Below are 19,990 nucleotides of genomic sequence, written 5' to 3'. Positions count from 1 at the left end.
GAGGGAACGTCCCCGACCGCCGGAGGGTGATCCTGCGGTCGGGGCGCTCCCCGGATGCGACTCAATAAGTCAATTTGACTGTGAGGTTGGACTCAGAACGCGCGGCTCAGGGTCAGGGAATAGGCGCGACCGATCCACAACGCCGAACCCGTGCCGCCGGTGTAGCCGGTGCGGTGGGGGTTGTAGAGCGAGGGCTCGTCATCGAGCACGTTGTTGACGCCGAGACGCACCCGGGTGCCGCTCAGCCAGGACTCGCTCTCGTCGGCGAAGCGGTAGGAGAGCCCCAGGTTGATCTGCAACTGGGAGCTGCCGCGTTCGTAGTAGTAGGTCTGACCATTATTGAACACCACCTTGATGTAGTCCGGCGAACCCGCGCCTTCGTAACCCGTCTGGTTGGTGGTGGCGTTGGTGCGCATTTCACTCTCGTAAGTCGCGCTCACCGAAGCCGTCCACGCGTTCTTGTGCCACATCAACGTGGTGGAGGACTTCCATTCCGGCAGGAGCATGGCGATGATGTCATCGTCCTTGGGATCGTCCGGCGTTTCCTTTTGGAATTTGTTGAGGAACATCGACCACGTGGAAGTGAAGCGGAATTGACCCCACTCGGTGCGCGGCAGGCTGTAATCCACCTGGTAGTCAAAACCGTTGGTGAAGGCATTGCCCGTGCCATTGATCAACTGATTGGTGGAACCGATCCACTGGCCGAGCGGCGCGATCCATTCGCTTTGCGGCAGGCTGGCATAGGTCGCGGCGAAGCGGGCATAATCGTCGGAGTTCGGCGCGGCCCGCAACGTGTTGGCATCACCCACGTAGGTGTCGGTGCTGTCCGGGGTCAGATGCGAACCCACGTCGATGTCCATGATGTCCACCCCGGCGGCGAGTTGTTGCTGGGTGTAGGCCCGCAACAAGGCTTCGTCCGCTCCGGTGTCGCGCGTTTTCCGCAACACCAGATTCTCCTGGGTGATTTCCCAATAATCGACGCTGAACGACAGACCCTTGACCTGCGGAACCTGCACCACCACCCCGGCGGAAAGCCCTTCCGATTCCTCGGGCTCGAGGTCCGGATTGGGGGCGGAGTAGCTGCGGGTCAGCACCTGCTGGTCGGCGGCCAGTCCGGCGCCCAGGAAGTAGTTGTTGCGCACATCGTCACGGGTGCCGGGAGGCGACGCGACCGTGAAGGAGGTCGGCTGATTCATGTCGGTGAGATCCGGCGCGTGGAAACCCTCGTTGTAGGAAGCCCGCACCATCACCCAGTCGACCGGCTTCCAGTTGAGACCAAACTTCGGCTTGGTCGCGTTGCCAAAGTCACTGTAGCGCTCGAATCGAATCGAGGCCGTTGCTTCCAACGAATCCAACAGTGGCAGATCGCTGTCCGGGCTCACCAACGGCACCACGCCCTCGGCGTAGGCGCTGGCCACCGTGCGGCTCGCCTTGTAGTTATACTTTGGCGACATCACCAGAATGTCGTTGTTGCCCTGGGTGACCGTGGGGTCGTCCTCGGGGTTGGTGCCGACGTAGGGATCCTTGTAGTCGACCTTCTCGTCGTAGCGCCACTCCAGGCCGACGGAGGTGGAGATCGGACCCGCCCACAAGTCGATCAACTGGCCGGTCGCACGGGCGTCAACACTGGCAAGACGGCTGTGGCCGATGCGGTTGGCACTCTGGGTGTAGTAGTCGATCACTTCGGCGGGATTTTCATACGGCTGGTCCGCCGCGACTGCCCCGTCGACCACCTTGAAGGTGTATCCGAACGGATTATACGCATCGGGGGTCGTGCGCAGACCTGCGATCTGAATCAGGGATTCCCGCACGCTGTTGATGGCGCGGTCGGTGATGCGGTATCCGCCCAACATGGCGGCGGATTCCCAGCTCCAGGTCGATTCGCCGAACTGGCCCTTGAGACCACCGAGAATGCGATACATGCGATCGGTCGCCTCCACGCGCTCGCCGCCGCCATCGGTCAACAATTTGGTCGCAATGGTGATGGCGGTGGGATCGCCGTCGACTTTGGTGCCGCCCGCGCCACCCGGTTCGTAAAAGGCCGAGCCGAACGGATTGTAGGGATTGTCCACACTCAGGGTGACCCGGGCGTCGGAGGAGCGCAGTGAGATCGGCTGACGGCCGGTCTTGGACTTGGTCATGTAGCCCAGGACTTCACCGAAGGCCGTGAGCTTCGGACTAATGTCATACTCCACCCGACTGAACACCGAGCCCCGCGTGCTGAACGGCTGGCCAATGCTGTCCTCATTGTAGTTGAGATAGAGATCACGCGGCAAACCGGCCGTGGTGATCTGCGGTGTGCCGTTGATGGGATAGAAACGATAGGTGGTCCCGCTCACGGTATCCGCGCCGAGTTTGAAGGACGGCCATTCGGTGGTGTTGGAACGGCCATCATAGGCGCCGCCCACCGTATCAAACGGAGGCCGCGCACGGTCCAGTCGTTCGGTGGACGCCGAGATCTCGCGCTCCCGCAGGTAAATGGCGTCGCGGTTGAAGATGTTCGCCGTCGAAACCCAGCGGCCCTTGCCGCCCGCAAACACGGTGCCGTAGCTGATCGTGCCCTGCGAACTCATGCCGCCCCCGTGTTCCGTCGCACCAAACCGCACTGTGGCCGTGCCACCATACAGGTTAACATCGGAGATGTAGTTGATCACACCCGCGACCGCGTCGGCGCCATAAATGGCCGAAGCGCCATCGCGCAGCACCTCCACCTGCTGCAGACCGACGGACGGCAGCGCGTTGATGTTGACCGTCGAATCGGCCGGGCTCAGCGAGCTGACCGGATTAAACGGCACCCGCCGGCCATTCAACAGCACGAGGGTATTGGACTGACCGACCCCCCGCAACGCGGCGGCGGCGTTACCCCCGCGGGAAGCGACCGAGTTCACCGAAGTTTCATTCTTCGGGAAATTGGTCACCTGCGGAATTCCGGCCAGCAGATCCATGGAAGTCTCGGCGTCACGCGCCTCGATTTGGGTATTGTCGAACAACGTGACCGGCAGCGAGGTTTCGGCGTCCAGACGTTGAATGTTCGAACCGGTCGTGACAAACGCCTCCATTACGAGGGTATCGTCATCGGTGGTTTCGGCGGAGCTCGAAGCGGGGGAAGACGCGACTTGAGCAAAGGCCGCCGCGGTGAAGGTCGCGTAGATTATACCGGCCGCGAGCCGCCGGTTGGTGGTTAGGTATGATCGGTGCATGGTGTTCATCGAAATGAATGACCTTGAGGCGCGAAGAGCCGCGACTCCTGCTAACAGTCGGGTCCGCACAGGGTGCGTCTCCCAACGTCACCAAGCACACCACGCCCCCCCTCAAACCGCCAATGATGTCAAATATATCAGCGGATATACCCCGCTTCAAAAGCGACGGGTAATGTCGAGCGCCCACGTGCGCCCAGCCACCAGACGCGCGTGCGCGTTCATGGAAAACCCCCGGGTGGCCGAGGTCAGCGGCGGGTCCTGATCTGTCAGATTCGCAACCTTCAAGCGCAGGGTCGTTCCGGCCCACCAAGCCGAGATGTCAGCGTGGGAAAACTGATAGGACAACGCGCAGTCAAAGCTCAGCGTCGCATCGACCACGTAACGGTAGACCGTGCGTCCCTGATCGATCGAAGGACGGATATAGCCGGGCCGTCCCAAAGCCTCATAGACCTCCTCCGTGGTGGTGGCGGATCGATCCTGATAGCTACTGATGTAATACCCGATGAGCGTTGCCCGCCAACCGCCGCGCTGCCAGCCGAGGGTCGAGGTCAGTCGAAGACGTTGGCCGCCTTCCTCATCCCGCCGGTGATCCCGATACAAATCCTCGTCCTCCTGCAGGTAGGAGGATATTGAATACGCCGCATTGGTGCTGAGGCTGAAACGCCCCCAGCCCGGGGCCGCCAGTTGGTAATCCAGGCCCACGTCGACGCCGGAGGCGAAGCCACTGCGATTGTTGGTGAACGGACGTTCGATCCAGTCGATCACACCGATGACCGGTCGTTGGTCGGCGGGGTCCACGGCGGCGTTATATTGATCAAAAATGGTTCGATCTTGTGCGGAAACCGGCCGGCGCACCACGCGGGCATCTCCGCGATAGGCGGCCGTGCCACTGCCCAGGTGAATCTGCGCCGCAGGCACACCGGCGGCCAGTTGGGTCTGCACATATTCGTTGAGCAGGCGGGTGTCGTTCAGCACCACCTCCGGCCCGGAATCCGAGCCGATCACATTGGTTTGTTCCGTCGACCAATAATCGACTTTGAGCGTGAGGTCCTCAAGGCCGGGCAACTCTGCAATGAACCCGACATTGATGCCGGTGGCCTCCTCCGGTTGCAGCCCCGAATTGCCCCCATAAAGCAGGTTGACCGATCCCGTGCCCTCGCCCGTTACCGCGCGCCGGTAATCATCGGAGACGCCGGTCTGCACCCGCACCTTGGGCACGGCATGCAACAGGGCGAGATTGGGGGCTCGAAAACTCCGGTCGAGCGAGGCGTGGACTTGTAGTTTTGATCCGCACCACCAGCTGAGTCCAAAGCGCGGGGCCAGCTCATCGCCAAAGTCATCGTGCCGTTCGTAGCGGGCTGCGAGCGCGAGCTCCACCAGCGGCGGGGCTTCGTTGATCGCGTCGCGCTCGATCAACGGAATCACCGTTTCCGCATACAACGCCTGCACATTGCGATGGGCCTTGGTATCGGCGGTCGGCGAGGCCTGGATAAAGTCATTGTCATTCGGGTCGAGTCCCGAGTCCACCGGGTTGAGGCCGGCGAAGGGCATGCGCCAATCCTCATAGGACTCCACCCGGAACTCCGCCCCCACCGCCAGCCCCATCGTGCGGTCGCGCCCCAGCGCCACGTCGCCGGTGGCGCGGGCATCCACGATGGCCAACGACGAATGACCTTTGCGCAAAAACGGACTCAATATCGTATCCATGACCGCGGCCGGATTCGTATAGGGTTGGTCGGCGACGACGGCTCCGTTTTCCACTTTGAAAGTGTAGCCAAACGGGTTGTAGGCCGTGGCGTCGGTGCGTTGGGTGGCTGCTTGCAAAAGCGATTCCCGGACTTGATTCACCGAGCGGTCCGCAGTGCGAGCAGCGCTGAACAACAGGCCGGTTTCCCACGTCCACCCACTGCTCAAATCTCCCCGTAAACCGGCCAAGGCCCGAAACACTTGCGAGTTGATGTCGATGTGTTCCGCGCCCGCATCCACCACCGCCTGCGTGAGCAAATGAAGCGGCTGGGGCGTGCCCACCAAGCGCGACGTGCCATCGGCGTTGGGCTGGCCACTCGTTTCGTAATAGCGGGAGCCAAACGGATTAAACGGGTTGTCCACCGCCAACTCCACCGGCCGGTCCACGCCATTGGCCCCCGAATAAGGAATCGGCTGCCGTTCGACGGCCGAGATGGCCTTGTAACCGGCGAGTTCCCCAAACGCCGTCACCTGATCCGTGAGGTCATACTCGAACGAGTTGAAGAGATTAAAACGATCGGTCTCCGGGAACGCCGTCTGGTAGTCGTTCACGTTAAAAAAGTAGTTCGTGCCATCATCCGGCGTGGGTCGGATGCCGGTGATTTGCGGCACCGTCCCGGCGTCCGCCAACGGTCGAAAATACTGGGTGTGATTCGATGCGCCGACCCGGAAACTCGGGTAATATCCCGTGCGCGTGGCATCGTCGAAGGCACTGCCGGCCACATTGAACGGCGGTGGAGCGCGGTCCGATTGGTCGGCTTGCGCCGCGTAGTCCCGATCGCGCAAAAAAATTGGTTCCCGACGATAGGCGTCGAGCACCATCACCCAGCGTCCGCGGCCATCGGCAAAGTCCCGACCGTGCATCCAATGGGTCGCGATGTCCTCCCCGCCGCCGGCTTCCGGCACGCCGATTTGAATGCCGAGCTCTTCCCCGCGAAAGGCCGTGTTCATGCGGTAGTCCACCAATCCCGCGACCGCGTCGAATCCGTAAGTCGACGAGGCCCCGCCCCGCAGGATGTCGATTTCACCGAATCCATGCATGGGCAATTGGTTCACATTTACGGTCAGCGTCGGCACGGAATACTCGTCGATCGGAGCAATGGGATGCGCCACGAGCCGACGCCCGTTGAGCAGCATCAGGGTGTTGCCCGATCCCAACCCGCGCAAACTGATCGCCATGTTGTCACCGCGCGCCGAGGTCCCGGCCACCGAAGATACGTTGAGCGGCAATCCCGTGACTTCCGGCACGGTGGCGAGCAACAGCGCCGGGGTGATCGCGCTGCGTTGCTCCAATTCCACCCGTTCGATGCGGTGCAATGAAAACGCGGAGGAGCCAATGCGTTTGAGGTGAGACCCTGTCACCGTGGCTCGCTCGAAGGTCTCCATCGCTTCGTCCATACCCCGCAGTCGTTGGGCGTTGATGGTGACCAACGACAGAGTCGAAACATCACCATGACGACGAAACGTCGGCACCCGCTGGGGAATCAACGTGCGTCGTTCCCCCGGCAGGACGACCACGTCCGTCACCTCCACCTCGGCATACCCCACTCCCGATACCCGCAGCGTGTAAACGCCCGGCGGCACATCGGTGAGCAAAAATTCCCCGGTTTCCCCGGTCATCACTTCGGCTCCGGTTTCCACCACGCGCACCCGCAACTTCGGGACCACGCCATCGTCCCGCGCGCCGAGGAACGCTCCGCTCACCTCCCCGCCCATGCGCGAGGACCCGTCGATGACCGGAGACTGTTGGGCACGCACTCGATCCCCCCCCGCCCAGAGGACGATCACCGCGAGAAAGCAACCGCTGCATCGACGCAGAAAAACTAAAAGCCAGAGATTTTCGATACCCATACGTTTCCAACCGGGTTTCAAGCAGGTTAGGAGCCGCCGACCGATGCACGGAGTGGATTTGAGGAATATCCGGGTCGTTTTTTATATCTCCTGATATATGTGCCATTCTGTTCCCGTTGCTCTGGTTTGCTAATAAATCTAGTCAACTTAGGGGACGGCGAAGTTCCTGCTGAGTCTTCGAAGCATGCCGCGACCGAGCCCGCTTTCCCTCCCTCCGCCTGCGCGGGCCGGTAAACTGGCATCGTTTCTTCCCTACCCCTCCCTCGGGCGGGTTCCGGAGGCGCCGACCGGTTCCTGGCGTCGACCCGAAAGTCCGGTTCGAGCCCGCGGATGGACGAGACTCACCTCCCGTATTCACTTCGCGGTGACTTTGATCGGGGCGCTGGGACTGGCTACCGGAACACCGGTCGTCCGGTCCGCCGAGCCGGTGGTCGGTCGTCCCGTCATGACTCAGGTGGGCTTGGGTCGGAACGTGATCGATGGCCCGGTGTGGGCGACCACCATCACGCCGGCCGGCGATCTCATCGTGGGGTCCAACCGGCTCAGTATTTTAAGCCAGCATCAATGGTCGCAAATCGCGCTGCCCGACGCACATGCCTTTCGCGGGTTGGCTCCGTCGGCCGACGGCAGCCGCGTATGGGTCGGCGCGATGCACCAACTCGGCTACATCGCGCGGCGCGCCCCGGGAGACTGGGGGTTTCACTCGCTGTTGGAAGCGTGGCGACGCGATACCGGGACGACGTTGGAAGATGTCTGGGCGGTGCAGGCGACGCCGCAGGGAGCGGTCTGGCTTACGTCGGATCGCGCCGCCCGATGGAACGGCACCACCTTCACGACTTGGCGAGCCCGGGGTCGCCATCGGTTGTTCGGCGCGGCCACCGCCGAGGGGTTGTGGTTCTACGACGACGGTCACGGGGTCTACGCCATCGGCGACCGCGGCGACCCGCAATTGGTGGTGCCCTATGACGAACTGCCGCGCCCTCCGGTCACTTGGATGATCCCGCCCACCGCGACGGAGCCCCGGCCCATCATTGGCATGGCCGGCGGAGCCTATCGCCAGGAATCGGACGGTTCATTCACTCGCCTGCACGCTCTGTCCCGGGCGCTGGCCGGCACGTTGCCCGGTCGGGCGGTGCGGCTACCGCACGGCAATTTCGGCATCGCCACGTTTCGCGCGGGCGTCGTCATCGCCGATCAGGAGGGCGAGGTGAAAGAGATCATCAATCGCAAACGCGGATTGAGTGACAATACCACCTACACCCTGGGTGCCGACGGCGATCATCTCTGGATCGGCTACCAGGGCGGACTGGCCCGGGTCGACGGTGTGGGACAGTCGTATATCATTGATCGGCAAACCGGGCTGGGTGACGGCGCCCCTCGCGGAGTGGAGTTCAATCGCGATGGCACCTGGTTGCTCACCAGCAAGGACGTGCTGCTGCTCGCGCCAGACTCCGACCAATTGCGTCCGGTGCTCGAACACGAGACCCTGCTTTGGTCGGCGACTCAGGTGGGCGATGCGTTGTGGGTCGGAGGTTTCGGCGGCGTGTGGCGGGTCGATCCCACCGGTGCCAAGCGCGAACACTTCGCCCCGCACGACGTATTGAGCGTCACCGCCTCCCGCGAATATCAATCGGGGGTGGTTTACACCGAGGGCTACGACCTCAAGGCCCTGCGACCCAGTCGGCACGGGGGCTGGGTGCCCGAGGATCTGCACCTGCGCATTCGCGACACCCCGGTATCCTTGTTCGAATCCTCCCGGGACGAAATCTGGGCCGGCACCATGACGCGTGGCATCGACCGCTTCGCGTGGCGATCAGACCCTTCCTCGCCCTATGCGCAATTGTATCTCAAGAATCACTACGACATCGGTCGCGAACTGCCTGACCAAGGGAAGCGCGCCCGGGTGGTGGAGTTGGGCCCACGGATTTTCGCCTTCACCGATGCCGGCATCCTGCGACTGCATCGGCACCGCCCGGAATTCGAACTCGAACCCACGGTGCGCGAATACGTGGGCATCGCGGCATCCACCGATGAATCGGGCGATACCGGTTACTGGTTGGTGCGGCCCCGCCTGATCGACGACCACAACAGCTACGCCCTGCTCCGCGTCAGTTGGCACTCCGGGCAACTGCAGGTCGAACCACTGCACGCCCACGGCCTCAACGGAGTGGGCGATCCTGTCGCGCTGGACTACGGCCAGGGGTCCCTGTGGTTGAGTAGCACGGCGGGGGTGCTCAAAATCGATGAAGCCGCTTTGACCGCGGCTGACCCCGTGCCGCAGGTGCAGGTTTCGCTGCGCACCGATCCCGGGCCGGGGGCACCGGACGAAGCGGGTCTGCTGCCTCTTGATCCCCACGTGCGCCGGGTGGATTTTCACTTCGCGCCCTCCCCTTCGGATCATGATCAGGTCTACCTGCAAACCCGGCTGACCGGAGCCGAAGCGGAATGGAGCCCGCCCAGTCTCGAAAGCGCCCGCAGCTTTGCCGGACTGGAGCCGGGGAGTTATCGATTTGAAGTGCGGGCGGTGGACTCCTTCGGGCGCACCGGTCCGGTCGAACACATCGGCTTCAAGTTGATATCGCCCTGGTATCGACGGGGACCCGCCATCGCCGGATACGTCGTCCTCGGACTACTGCTGGTGGGAGGGATCGCCCGCTGGCAGGTGCTGCGGCTCAAACGCAAAAACGAACACCTCAATCTCATGGTCGAGAAACGCACGCGCGAACTCGCTCTGAGCAACATCGCCAAGAGTGATTTTCTCGAAAACATCTCCCACGAAATTCGCAATCCACTCAACGGACTCACCGGTCTGCTGGCCTTGCTCAAAGAGGATAATCTCGGCCCGCGCGAACGCGAACTCACCCGGTCACTGCGCGCGGTTTCCCGCAAATTGATGTCCGTGTTCGAGGATGTGTTGAGCTACGCCCGCCTCGAATACGGTTACGTCAATCTCGACGCCCAACCGTTTCGGTTGCGTCCGCTGTTGCAGGATGCGGTGGATCTCTTCGCCACCCAGTCCCGGGAGCAAGGTCAGTCGCTCACCTTGCACTGGCCGGAGGGGTTCATCGACGGGTTCATCGGCGACCACGCCAAGATCCGCACCATTATCGAAAACTTCGTCGGCAACGCGCTGAAATACGCGCCCGGTGCCGCCATCGAAATCCGCCTGCTCAATGAGGTGGAACCGGACGAAGATCCCGACGCCCCGGTGGATTTGTTCATTGAGGTCGCCGACCACGGTCCCGGTATTCCGCCTGAGGAACAGGTGCTCGTCTTTTCCAAGTTCGTCCGCGGCTCCAAGGCGAAACGCGATCAGGTCACGGGCACCGGGCTGGGTCTGGCGACTTGTCGTGCCCTCGCCCAGGTCATGGGGGGCGAGGTCACGTTGCACAGTCAGGTCGGCCACGGGTCCGAGTTCGTATTGGCGGTGCGACTACCGCGGACCCATCTCGAAACCCCGGCGCCGACGGTCGCCAGCGGCCTCGCGACGGCGACGGTCGAATGCGGCCGGGCGTTGGTCGTCGAGGACGAGCCCTACAATCGCATCGTGTTGGAGGGACTCGGCGTGGAACTGGGTTACGACGTGGATGTCGCGAGCACCGCCGAGGAAGCCCTCACGCTGCTCACCCGCGAGAGCTACGCCGTCATCTTTCTCGACTGGGAACTGCCGCGGGCCAAGGGGGTCGAGGTCGCCCACGCCGTGCGCGGTTCGGTCGGTGGAGATCAGCCGATCATTCTCGCCACCACGGCACACGACAGCGACGAGATCCGGCGACGGTGTCGGCAGGCCGGTATGGATGCATTTTTGCTCAAGCCTTACGATACTGACAAAGTGCGCACCATCATCGCCTCGGTCCGGTCACGTCGCCACGGCATCGGTCCTCCGCCGGGTGAACCCGCCCCACCGGCCGCGCACGATCGTCCACTCGAACCCTTCAATCGACAGGCATTCAGTCATTACTCGCGCAGCAAGGGCGAACAGGAATCAACCGCGATTCATCAGTTCACTTCCTCCCTTGACCAGGAATACGAGACCATCGCCGCCGCTTTGGCATCGGAGGATTATCCCGTGGCCAAATTTCACGCCCACCGTTTGCGCGCCCTCGCGGGATTGATCGGAGCCCGTGAGCTCAATCTCGCCGCGAAGCAATTGGAGGAAATCATGGTGGACACCGCCACACCGGCCGATCGCGACCGCGCCTGGTCGCGCACCCAATCCAGCGGTGCCGTGCTCAAAACCCGCCTGCACGAACTCGCCGATCGCAACTGAATCGCGCGCCGGGCGAGACCGCTTTAATCCCCCTCGCGGGTCGGCTGGTCAGACCCCGGTCAACGCCCGACTTGTTACATACCGGCGGCCAATGCGGACGGCGAGTCGGTGTGCACAAAACCCTTGGCCAACGCATACCGCATGAGTTGCGGGGTGCTGTGCACGCCGATGCGCATCATGATTTTGTTGCGGTGCAATTTAACCGTGCTGACAGCCAGACCGATCTGCGTGGCGATTTCCTCATTGGTCATGCCCTGCCCCAGCAACGACAGAAGCGCGATCTCACGGTCCGACAGAACTTTGCTGAAACTCACCGGATCATACCGGATCTCCTCGCGCACCCGGCGCACGGTTTTCGAAAGGTATTGATGCCCGTCGAGCACCGACTCGACCGCCTGGCGGATCACGTCGAGCGGCTGCTCGTTCTTGTCCACAAAACCGTGGAGCCGCACATGCATCGCGCGATGGATGGTGAACTCGTCCGTGTGGGACGTCAGCGCGATCACCTTCGTGGAGCGACACGCCTCGCGCATCTTCAAGGCAAAGTCCAGCCCGTCGCCGTCGGGCAGACAAAGATCGAGCAACACCACGTCCGGTTTCAGTTTCTTGATCAGACGCAGCCCGTCCTCCCCAGTCGTCGCGCTCTCCACGATCGCGTCGGGCCAGGTTTGGGAGCATGCCAGGACCAGCATTTCTCGAATCAGTTGGTGGTCCTCGACCACTAACAATTTCAGGCCAGAATGGAGCGTCGTCATCACCATGCCTTCCGGGAAGCAGGACTGCTGCCAGCTGGCACAAGATGCGATCAATGTAGGCAAATTCAGGGTAATTTCACCTCGTCATGCGGTGAGCTCATCCCGGAGCGACGGACAACGCATTCTTTTTGCGTTCACCGAATCTTTTCACAAAAAACGGCCCACTCCGAAGAGCGGGCCGTCATTCAAACTACTGCTTACAACTACACCAAAGTCTAGAAAACGACGTCCTCGGCCTGGCCTTCATACAGGCCGTTGAAGAACAGCTTGAAGGTCGCATGCGGGGTGGCCCGGAAGGTCGCCTCAAACGAGATCAGCACCAATGAGCCTTCGCCCATCTTGGCCGATGTCGCGAGTTCGCCACCGTCGAGGTAATGTTCGCCCATGGCCCAACCGCTGTAGAGCAGATCGGTGCCATCAAACCAGGCCACCTTCTCGGCTTTCACCGTATCCGAATCCTTGCGACTGAAGACCGGGCTGCTGTCGAAGAACACAAACCCTTCCTTGGGCATGCCGAATGCGAGCGGCTCGGTGTTGTCGAACTTCGCACGCAGGATCGACCCCGGCACGTAGAATTTCTTGCTCGAGAGCGGTTCCCGTTCGCCGGCCGGCGTCCACTCCGTGAGGTGGTTGGTCACCGGCAGCCCCATGGCTTCACCGATCGTCGCCGAGGAACCGATGGCGAGCAACGTGCCGCCCTCTGCCACGAAGGTCTTCAGCGGCGGGATCGTCTCGCTGGCGGTCATGCCGCCGAGCATCGAACGATACTCTTCCGGAATCGTGCCCGCTTCGGGTTGACGACGGATGCGGTTGCGGCCGCGGCTGCCATCCGAATAGGTGCTGCTGGGCACCACGATGACATCATAGGCCGCGTGCAGGTTGCCGGCATCGAGGATCTGCGGGAACACCACTTCGTAGGGAATTTCGTATTGCTCGAACATCCACCGCAGCCAGCCGGACGGCATGACGCCGCCGTAGAGGTCGACCAAGCCGATGCGCACCGGCTTGATTTTCATCGCGGCCCCGGTGGGGGCCTCGGCCACGCCATAGGCGGGAATGCCCCGATCCATCGCGGTTTGTTTGACGACGGCCGTCGAAGCCGACGTGGCCGGAATCCACAAGGTGCCGGTGCCGAGGCTCAGGCCGTCGATGAATTTCTCATCCTTCAACCAATAGACATCCGCTCCCGCCTTGTGCAGGCGGTTGGTGAGCACGACAGCGTCGTTGATCTGGTGACTCACGAGATAACCCGCCGGGTTGGCCGGGCCGGTGACCAGGGCCGGGGCTGGTTTTTGCATCTCAAATCCGATCCGCTCGAACGGCCCCTCAAAGCCATCGAATACGCGTTCAAATTCCACGCCCATTTGCACGACCGGCGTCCAACCCGCGATGTCGTAAGGACGCACGGGAGGACCGTCCGGATACTCCAGATCGACCGGGTGATCCTGCGGTTCAAACATGTCGCGAATCGCGGGACGAAAGGCTTGATCGGTTTTAACCACAAAGGAACCGGCCGGATACGACTTGCCGTCGACCTCGAAGTCCGCGGTCGCTTTCATCACGAAGATACCCTGCTTCAGCAGCACGTTGATGAATTTCACCGCGGTCGGGAAATCGGCCTGCTCCTTGGTGATGATGTAACCGCGGGCATCGCGATCCTCCGGCGCGTGCAGCACCTCTTCGTAGAGTTGGGCGGGCACGGTCGGGTTGACGCCTCCGCGCCAGCGCACCCGCATCGCGACTTCCTCGGTCATGGTTTCCTTGCCTTCTTTTTCCAGCTGCTCGATGAGCATCTTGCCCTCGTCTTTCAGCTTTTGGATCCGGCTCGGCGTGACGGTCCACGAGTCCGTGCTGCCCTTTTCGATCGAGCGTTTGCCCATGGCGTAGATGTCCCACAGCAATTGTTCGCGATTGCGCGAGGCGTAGTCCATCACCGCGCGTTCGACTTCGATCATGTAGTCGATCGACTGACGGTAGTGCCACATCTGCGGCGCGATTGGCAGCGGTCCTTCACTGTCGGGCAAATGCTTGTCCGGCACCAACGGCACGGGGCCCGGGGTCGGATTGCCGATGACTTCGGTCAACAGACCGATTTGATTGTGAAAATACACGGCCGTGCGCATGCCGCCGTTCCACCACGTGGAGTAAGGGGCGTTGGACCGCATGGCGGAACCGCCCATGCCTTTGGACACGAGACGCGCATGCATGGCCGCCCCCACGCGTTCGATGCCGATCGGAATCAGCGGATCAAAGTTGTAGTTAAACGGATCGCGAAACGGCGGAATGAAAATCACCTGGCCGAGCGGCCCCGTCTGGTGGACATTGTGCATGATCTGCGGATTCCACTCCAGGAACAGCACCCGGTTCTGATTGGTGGTCTCGGGCATGTTGTTCATGATCGAGTCCCGGTTGTTATCATGACCGACATACTTGTGGTAGAGCACCGGCAAGTGCTGCAGGGAACGCTTGGTCTCGTCCTCTTCGCGCATATACCAGTTGGCCACCAATTCCACGCCATCCGGATTCGGAATCGGCATGAGCAGGATGACGTCGTCGAGGAACCGCATGGTTTCGCGATCCTCCAGCGAAACCATTTGATAAATCATCTCGGCCAACGACTGGGCGTTGACCGTTTCGGTGGCGTGCAAACCCCCATCGATCCAGACCACCGCTTTGCCTTCGTCCGCCATGGCCCGGGCCTGGTCATCCGTCAGCCCCTCAGCGAGAGACAGGTTGCGCGAAATGTTGCGGTAGTGCTCCAGCTTCGCGTGATTGGCGGGCGAGGTGACAATGCCCATGTATTGGGCCCGACCTTCGGCCGTGGTGCCGATGCTCACCACGGTGAGACGATCCGATTCCTTGTCCCAGGTCTTCAACATGGTCGAGATCTGGGTGTAGCTCGCCATGTGGTAGTCATCACCGATATTGAATCCGATGATGTCCTTGGGCGGAGTGATGACGGGGGAAGCGCCGAAGAGCGACGCCGCAGCTAGACCGAATAGCGCGGCTTTCAACACCGTTCTATTGAAGGTTATTTTTCTCATGGTAGTTTGATCATTGGGTGAAGAAATGCCCGACGGGCATGGTCAAAAAATCAGCGGTAAATCCAGGTAAGTTCATCGGTTCGCACCCACCCGGTCTGGCCATTGGGAAACGCCAGTTGCGTCCAACCCAGAAACGACCGGACTCCCGTCGCCAGTGACCCGGCGGGCAACGGCACCATCTTTTGCGCAGCGTTGGCCGCCGTCGGCACCGACCGCAGGGACGTGTTCAACCTCACTATCGCGGTGTCCGTTTCCGCCAGCATGGCATACGTGCCGCGACTGTGCACAGCCACCACCGCCATTCCCATCGCGAGGCCCGCGATCAATACCGGCCACCAGGCGCGGCGACCGGTCCGCCCGTGATAGGCCAACACCAAGGCCCCGCCCAACGCCAGAGCCGCCGCACTGCAGGCCACGCCGAAAACCCACGCCCACTCGCCGACCGAAAACCACGTGACCACGGTCCAACTACCGGGACGGTGGGCGACCGCCAACGCCGTCGGTTGATCGATCCCCGCCCGGTCCAGGCTCAACGCCAACTGCCACCGGATCGCCTCATTCCGGGGGGCCAGACACAGGGCGGCCAGCGACTCGGCCGCCGATTCCGACCACCGGTCCAACTGGGCCAGCGCCAGCGCCCGATTATAACGCGTGGATGCGCTGAGGGGTTGGGCCGCCACGATCTGAGCCCACTCCGTTTCCGCCGTGTCAAAATCACCCTTCACATATGCTTCCATACCGGCATCCCGCCCGCGCATGGGCACGACGAGCAGGACCAGTGACGCCGCCACCGCGAACGGTAACAGGTTGCGGGGCAGGAACGACGCGAGCCAGGGCGCCCGACGCACTTTAGCGGCACCGCACACCCGCTCCGCCCGCTCCACCCAATCGTGGGGCAACACGCCACCAGCCGCATAAATGTAGCGATCCGCGTCCCGCCACAATCCGCGCCAGCGCACCTCATCTGGTCCGGCGGATTTCGCCAGCGCCAATTCCACCGCGGCTCCCGTCGGCACGTTCACCGACAGTCCGAGCAACTCTGCCGCAGATTCCTCCCACCGGCCCAACAACGCTCTCATACGCTCCGGAGTCGGGGCGGGCGTCGCATTCAATTCGCGCAACAATGCCAAGATCCGCTCACGCGCCAGACGTTGTCGTCGCAAGGGATCCGTGAGGTGACGACGGCGGGCCGCCAACCCCACCCAAAACAACAGCACGCCCACCGCCGGAATCGCCGCCAGGATCCACCAGTTATCCACCGGCAGGGGCGAAACGCCCCGCACATCGACCCCGCTCGGATCGAGGGGCAACACCGGCGGAGATTCCGGCACCGCCACGCCCACTTCGTCGGGCATGCCGCTTTCGCCGTCACCCGTGGCCGTCCCGAGGATGAGCAAGGGATGCGCCGGCGTGGTGAGCGTGCGGTAGGCTCCCGCCACGGGGTCAAAATAGATAAATGAAACCGCCGGCAGCGTGTAGTCGCCGGGGCGGCGGGGCACGAGCATGAGCTCCTCCGTCAACGCCGCGTCAAACGCCGAACCATCCACGGACGTGCGCCGCTGACCGGGACTTACGACTTCGAAACTCTTCGCGACCTTCCGCTCCGGGAGTCGCCGGATCTGCGGCCAATTGCCCGTGCCGGTCAACGCCAGGCGCCACGTCACGGACTCCCCGACATTCACTTTGTCGATTGAGAGACTCGAGTTTAGCTCGAACTGTCCCACCGCTCCGCTGAACCCGGCGGGAATCGGTTCCGGCAGGGGTTTGATCGTCAGTTCGCCCGGCGCACTCGCCACCGCGACCTGCACCGTTACTCCGCCCTGCTGAAACGATCCGGCTTTCGGCGGCGCCTTGACATTCAATTTTTGCGAGGCGGCTGCCACCGTGATCGAGCCGGGCCGAGGCGCATAACCCCGGTTCGTGACGGTTTGCGTGATCATCCAAACACCGTTCCGACGCATACGCCCCCGCGCGGGCTCCGACCAATCCTCCATATCCAAATCTTCACTACGCCACTGCAGTGGCCCGACCACGGAGCCATGGATTTCGTCCGGCACCCAGACCTTGAACGTCAGCGGGAAAAGTTCACCGACCCAGAATTCACCGGTCACCGGGTCCAGCTGCGCGAACGGTTTGGGTCCCGATCCGGTTTGGGCCGACAACAGGCTCGGGCCGACCATCATCGTGATCGCCAGCCAGACCGCCCGAGGTCGCGTGAAAATGTTTCCGGTTGCCCGCATCTGCTCGCTCACCAGTCATCCCCCGTTGACGGCGGCGGCAAATCCTCGGATTCCATCAATTGATATAGTCGCGCCGGAGAGTCTGCGCTTTTTATCTGTCCGAGTCGGTGCAACGGCAGCGCGAGATCGGTCTCCGTGCCCTCCCCCGGTTGGCCAAAAAAGCGCAACGGTCGACGCCGCCGAGCGGGCGTTTCCTCCTCTGCCGCGGGCAATTCATCCGTCATCAAATTGCCAAACGCCGAGGCCTCGACTTTGCGCGAGGGACGATCCCGCACGTCGTCCGGAATCTCCATGCCGTCGTCCTCCTCGTTCGTTCGATCCCCGCGCCGTTTTTTGTCCTGTTCGGCTTCGGCGAGCTCCAGCAACGCCTCCAGACTCAAGTTCTCCACACTCTCCGCCGCATAGACTTTCGCTGGTGCCAACGTGAGAACGCGCAACCTTTCCAACAGGCCGGCATACCGGTCCCAATCGGCGGCTTCCGCATCCACGGTTCGCCCGGTTTCCACCGCCGCCATGGCATCGCTGATCACCACCAGGGGTGGTTTTTCACGTATGCGCAGTTTCGTTTCGATGTAGCCCATCGAGTCGATCACGAAGCCCGCGTAATCGATTCCGATCGGTTCGCGTTTGTTCAGAATCTCGACGATGCGATTGGTCAACAGAATGGATTGTCCGTCGACCGGAGAACTGGGGCGCTTATTCGGGCCGATGCGGTTTTCGTCGCCGTCGAGCGCGGAAACGCGTGGCAACGCCAGGCCCAGCGCCGCCAGCACCGTCAACGTCGTGACGGCTCCCCTCATTCCACCATGACCCACCCGCCGATCGGATTCGGGTTCAGCGAGTTCAACCCGTCGATGATGGGGCCGATACGGGACTTCCCGCCAATAGCTCAACAGCAACAAAAGAACGCCGGGCAACAGACACCATTGGTAACGCTCGATCATCACTGGCGTGGCATCATCCAACGGCGCCCGCATGGGGGCGTGCGACGACAACTCCGCCAACACGTCGGCCAACGCCACGTAGGTATTGGCCGTCAGATAACGCCCGCCCGTGGCCTCCGCTAATGCTTCCAGCACCGTCGGACTGTAACGGGAAAACACTTCCGCCCCGCTGGCATCGACGATGACGCCGCCGTCCGCCGCCGGGATCACCGCCCCCGTCGTGGTCCCCACGCCGACCGCAATGATCTGGATGCCGCGCTCGACCAGTTGCGGCAATACCTCCCGCCACTGTGCATCGGAGGTTTCGCCGTCACTGATCACGATCAGATACCGGCCGTTGCGCGATTCGCCCTCGCCCAACGCGTCCATCCCCTCGCGCAACATCGCGGAAAAATCCGTTCCGCCCCGCGGGAAATTATCCGGTTCGAGCGTATCCAAAGTTTCGATCAAGATTTGGTAGTCCAGACTTAGCGGCAGTTGCACAAACGCCGTCCCGGCAAACGGCACCAGCGCGACACGCACGCCCACCAGCCGGTCCAACATACCGACCCCCAGCAACCTCGCGTGCTCCAACCGCGAGGGACGCACGTCCGTGGCGAGCATGCTGCGCGAAAGATCCATCGCCACCACCACATCGCTCGCGGGGTCGAATACCGTTTGATTACGACTGCCCAGCCGAGGTTTGGCCAACGCCGCGACCATCAGGCCCAGCCCGAGCCACAGCCCCCAGCGCACCGGCTGCGTCAGCCGACGTTGCCGAAAATCAAGTTCCTGCTTCCCGGCCCACACGCGCGAGATGTGGGGAAAGCGCGTGGCAATCGAGCGACGCCGCCACAGTTCGAGCCCGAGCCCGAGCAGCACGGGAATGAGCAACCAGGCTGCCCATGGTTGACCCCACATCATACGATTACCTCCCGACTTCCCGGTAGTCGACTGGCGAGAGCCCCGACCGCCGTAATGCCGATCGACGCCGCCATGAACCATGCAAATAGATCCCGCGCCCGCAGATGCGCCCGCGCCTGGAACGATACCTTCTGGTTGGCATCGATGGCCGCAAACGCCGCTGCCACCGTATCGGAACTGTCGGCCCGGTAAAATTGTCCGGACGTCATCGCCGAGATCTGACGCAACGCGTTTTCGTCGAGATCCGAGACAATGCGTCGGTAACCGGTCTTTTGCCCCCGGCTGTCGAAGATGGGAAACGGCGCCGTGCCTTCCTTGCCGGCTCCGATGGTGTAGACCGGCACCCGCCGCGCCGCGGCAATGGCCGCCGCCTGCATCGGTTTGAGCGCTCCGTGATTGTTGGAGCCGTCGGTCAACAACACGACAAACGCGCTCGATGCCTGCTCCGCGCCCGCCGGCGACGTATCCATTTCACCGTTACCGTGATCCAGCCGGGCCAACGCCATGCCCAGGCCGTCGCCGATGGCCGTGCCGTCCTCCATCAACCCGATTTTCAACTTCTCCGTCTGCCGGGCCAACCATTCGTGATCAAAGGTCGGTGGCGCCAGCGTGTAGGCGCGGCCCGCAAATACGATGAGTCCGATCCGATCATCGGGCCGGTCCGCGATGAACGCCTTGATCACCGGCTTGATCGCTTCGAGCCGGTTCAGCTGCTGCCCGGCTCGCTCGTAATCCTCCGCCAACATCGATCCCGACAAGTCGATCGCGAGCATGATGTCGTAACCTTCCTTAAGGACCTCTTCATGGCCTTCCAACACCTGCGGACGCGCCAGCGCGAGCACGGCCAGCACGATGCCTCCGACCGCCAACCACGATGGCCAGGGAGAGGCCGGACTGAGGCCCGGCCGAAACCACGCGGCCGCAAACGGCACCACGAGTGCGTTCGTGCCCCGACGCCAGCGCAACCATGCGACCAGCGGCACGCCCATCAGCAGTCCCAACCACCCGGGTTCCTGAAACGCGAAGGAATCCATGGT

At 62.5% G+C, this 19,990-nt stretch carries 8 protein-coding genes; 1 reads left to right on the top strand and 7 read right to left on the bottom strand.

The window, feature by feature from the left end; all coding sequences use genetic code 11:
• Positions 1–92: 92 nt before the first annotated feature.
• Together PXH66_RS03965 and PXH66_RS03960 are read right to left on the bottom strand one after the other, a co-directional pair.
• The gene (locus PXH66_RS03965) at positions 93–3,200 is read right to left on the bottom strand and encodes a TonB-dependent receptor plug domain-containing protein (protein ID WP_330931197.1); all 3,108 of its coding nucleotides are present in this window, start codon (positions 3,198–3,200) and stop codon (positions 93–95) included.
• A gap of 156 nt (positions 3,201–3,356) precedes the next feature.
• Positions 3,357–6,704, bottom strand: coding sequence for a TonB-dependent receptor (locus tag PXH66_RS03960; RefSeq protein ID WP_330932232.1), 3,348 nt, complete (start codon positions 6,702–6,704; stop codon positions 3,357–3,359).
• 277 nt (positions 6,705–6,981) lie between these two features.
• On the opposite strand from PXH66_RS03960, the gene PXH66_RS03955 reads away from it, so the two are divergent.
• Positions 6,982–11,067 (top strand): ATP-binding protein, encoded by a 4,086-nt coding sequence (locus PXH66_RS03955; RefSeq protein WP_330931195.1) that lies wholly within the window; start codon positions 6,982–6,984, stop codon positions 11,065–11,067.
• Between the two features lie 74 nt (positions 11,068–11,141).
• Here the strand turns inward: PXH66_RS03955 and PXH66_RS03950 are convergent, their stop codons facing one another.
• From PXH66_RS03950 to PXH66_RS03930, 5 genes are all read right to left on the bottom strand, one after another.
• Positions 11,142–11,876 carry a response regulator gene (locus PXH66_RS03950; protein WP_330931194.1) on the bottom strand — a complete coding sequence of 245 codons (735 nt, stop codon included), beginning with the start codon at positions 11,874–11,876 and terminating at the stop codon, positions 11,142–11,144.
• A 161-nt stretch (positions 11,877–12,037) separates the two neighbouring features.
• Positions 12,038–14,866 (bottom strand): M14 family metallopeptidase, encoded by a 2,829-nt coding sequence (locus tag PXH66_RS03945; protein WP_330931193.1) that lies wholly within the window; start codon positions 14,864–14,866, stop codon positions 12,038–12,040.
• Between the two features lie 50 nt (positions 14,867–14,916).
• Positions 14,917–17,106: a BatD family protein gene (locus tag PXH66_RS03940; protein WP_330932231.1), complete on the bottom strand. Its 2,190-nt coding sequence runs from the start codon at positions 17,104–17,106 to the stop codon at positions 14,917–14,919.
• An 8-nt stretch (positions 17,107–17,114) separates the two neighbouring features.
• Positions 17,115–18,953: a vWA domain-containing protein gene (locus tag PXH66_RS03935; RefSeq protein WP_330931191.1), complete on the bottom strand. Its 1,839-nt coding sequence runs from the start codon at positions 18,951–18,953 to the stop codon at positions 17,115–17,117.
• Positions 18,950–19,987 carry a VWA domain-containing protein gene (locus tag PXH66_RS03930; protein WP_330931189.1) on the bottom strand — a complete coding sequence of 346 codons (1,038 nt, stop codon included), beginning with the start codon at positions 19,985–19,987 and terminating at the stop codon, positions 18,950–18,952. Before PXH66_RS03930 ends, PXH66_RS03935 begins: the two co-directional genes overlap by 4 nt.
• Positions 19,988–19,990 lie beyond the last annotated feature (3 nt).

This window comes from Synoicihabitans lomoniglobus, assembly GCF_029023725.1.
Classification (GTDB): domain Bacteria; phylum Verrucomicrobiota; class Verrucomicrobiia; order Opitutales; family Opitutaceae; genus Actomonas; species Actomonas lomonigloba.
The sequence above is the reverse complement of the archived record's forward strand: the minus strand, read 5'-3'. Positions and strand labels throughout refer to the sequence as shown.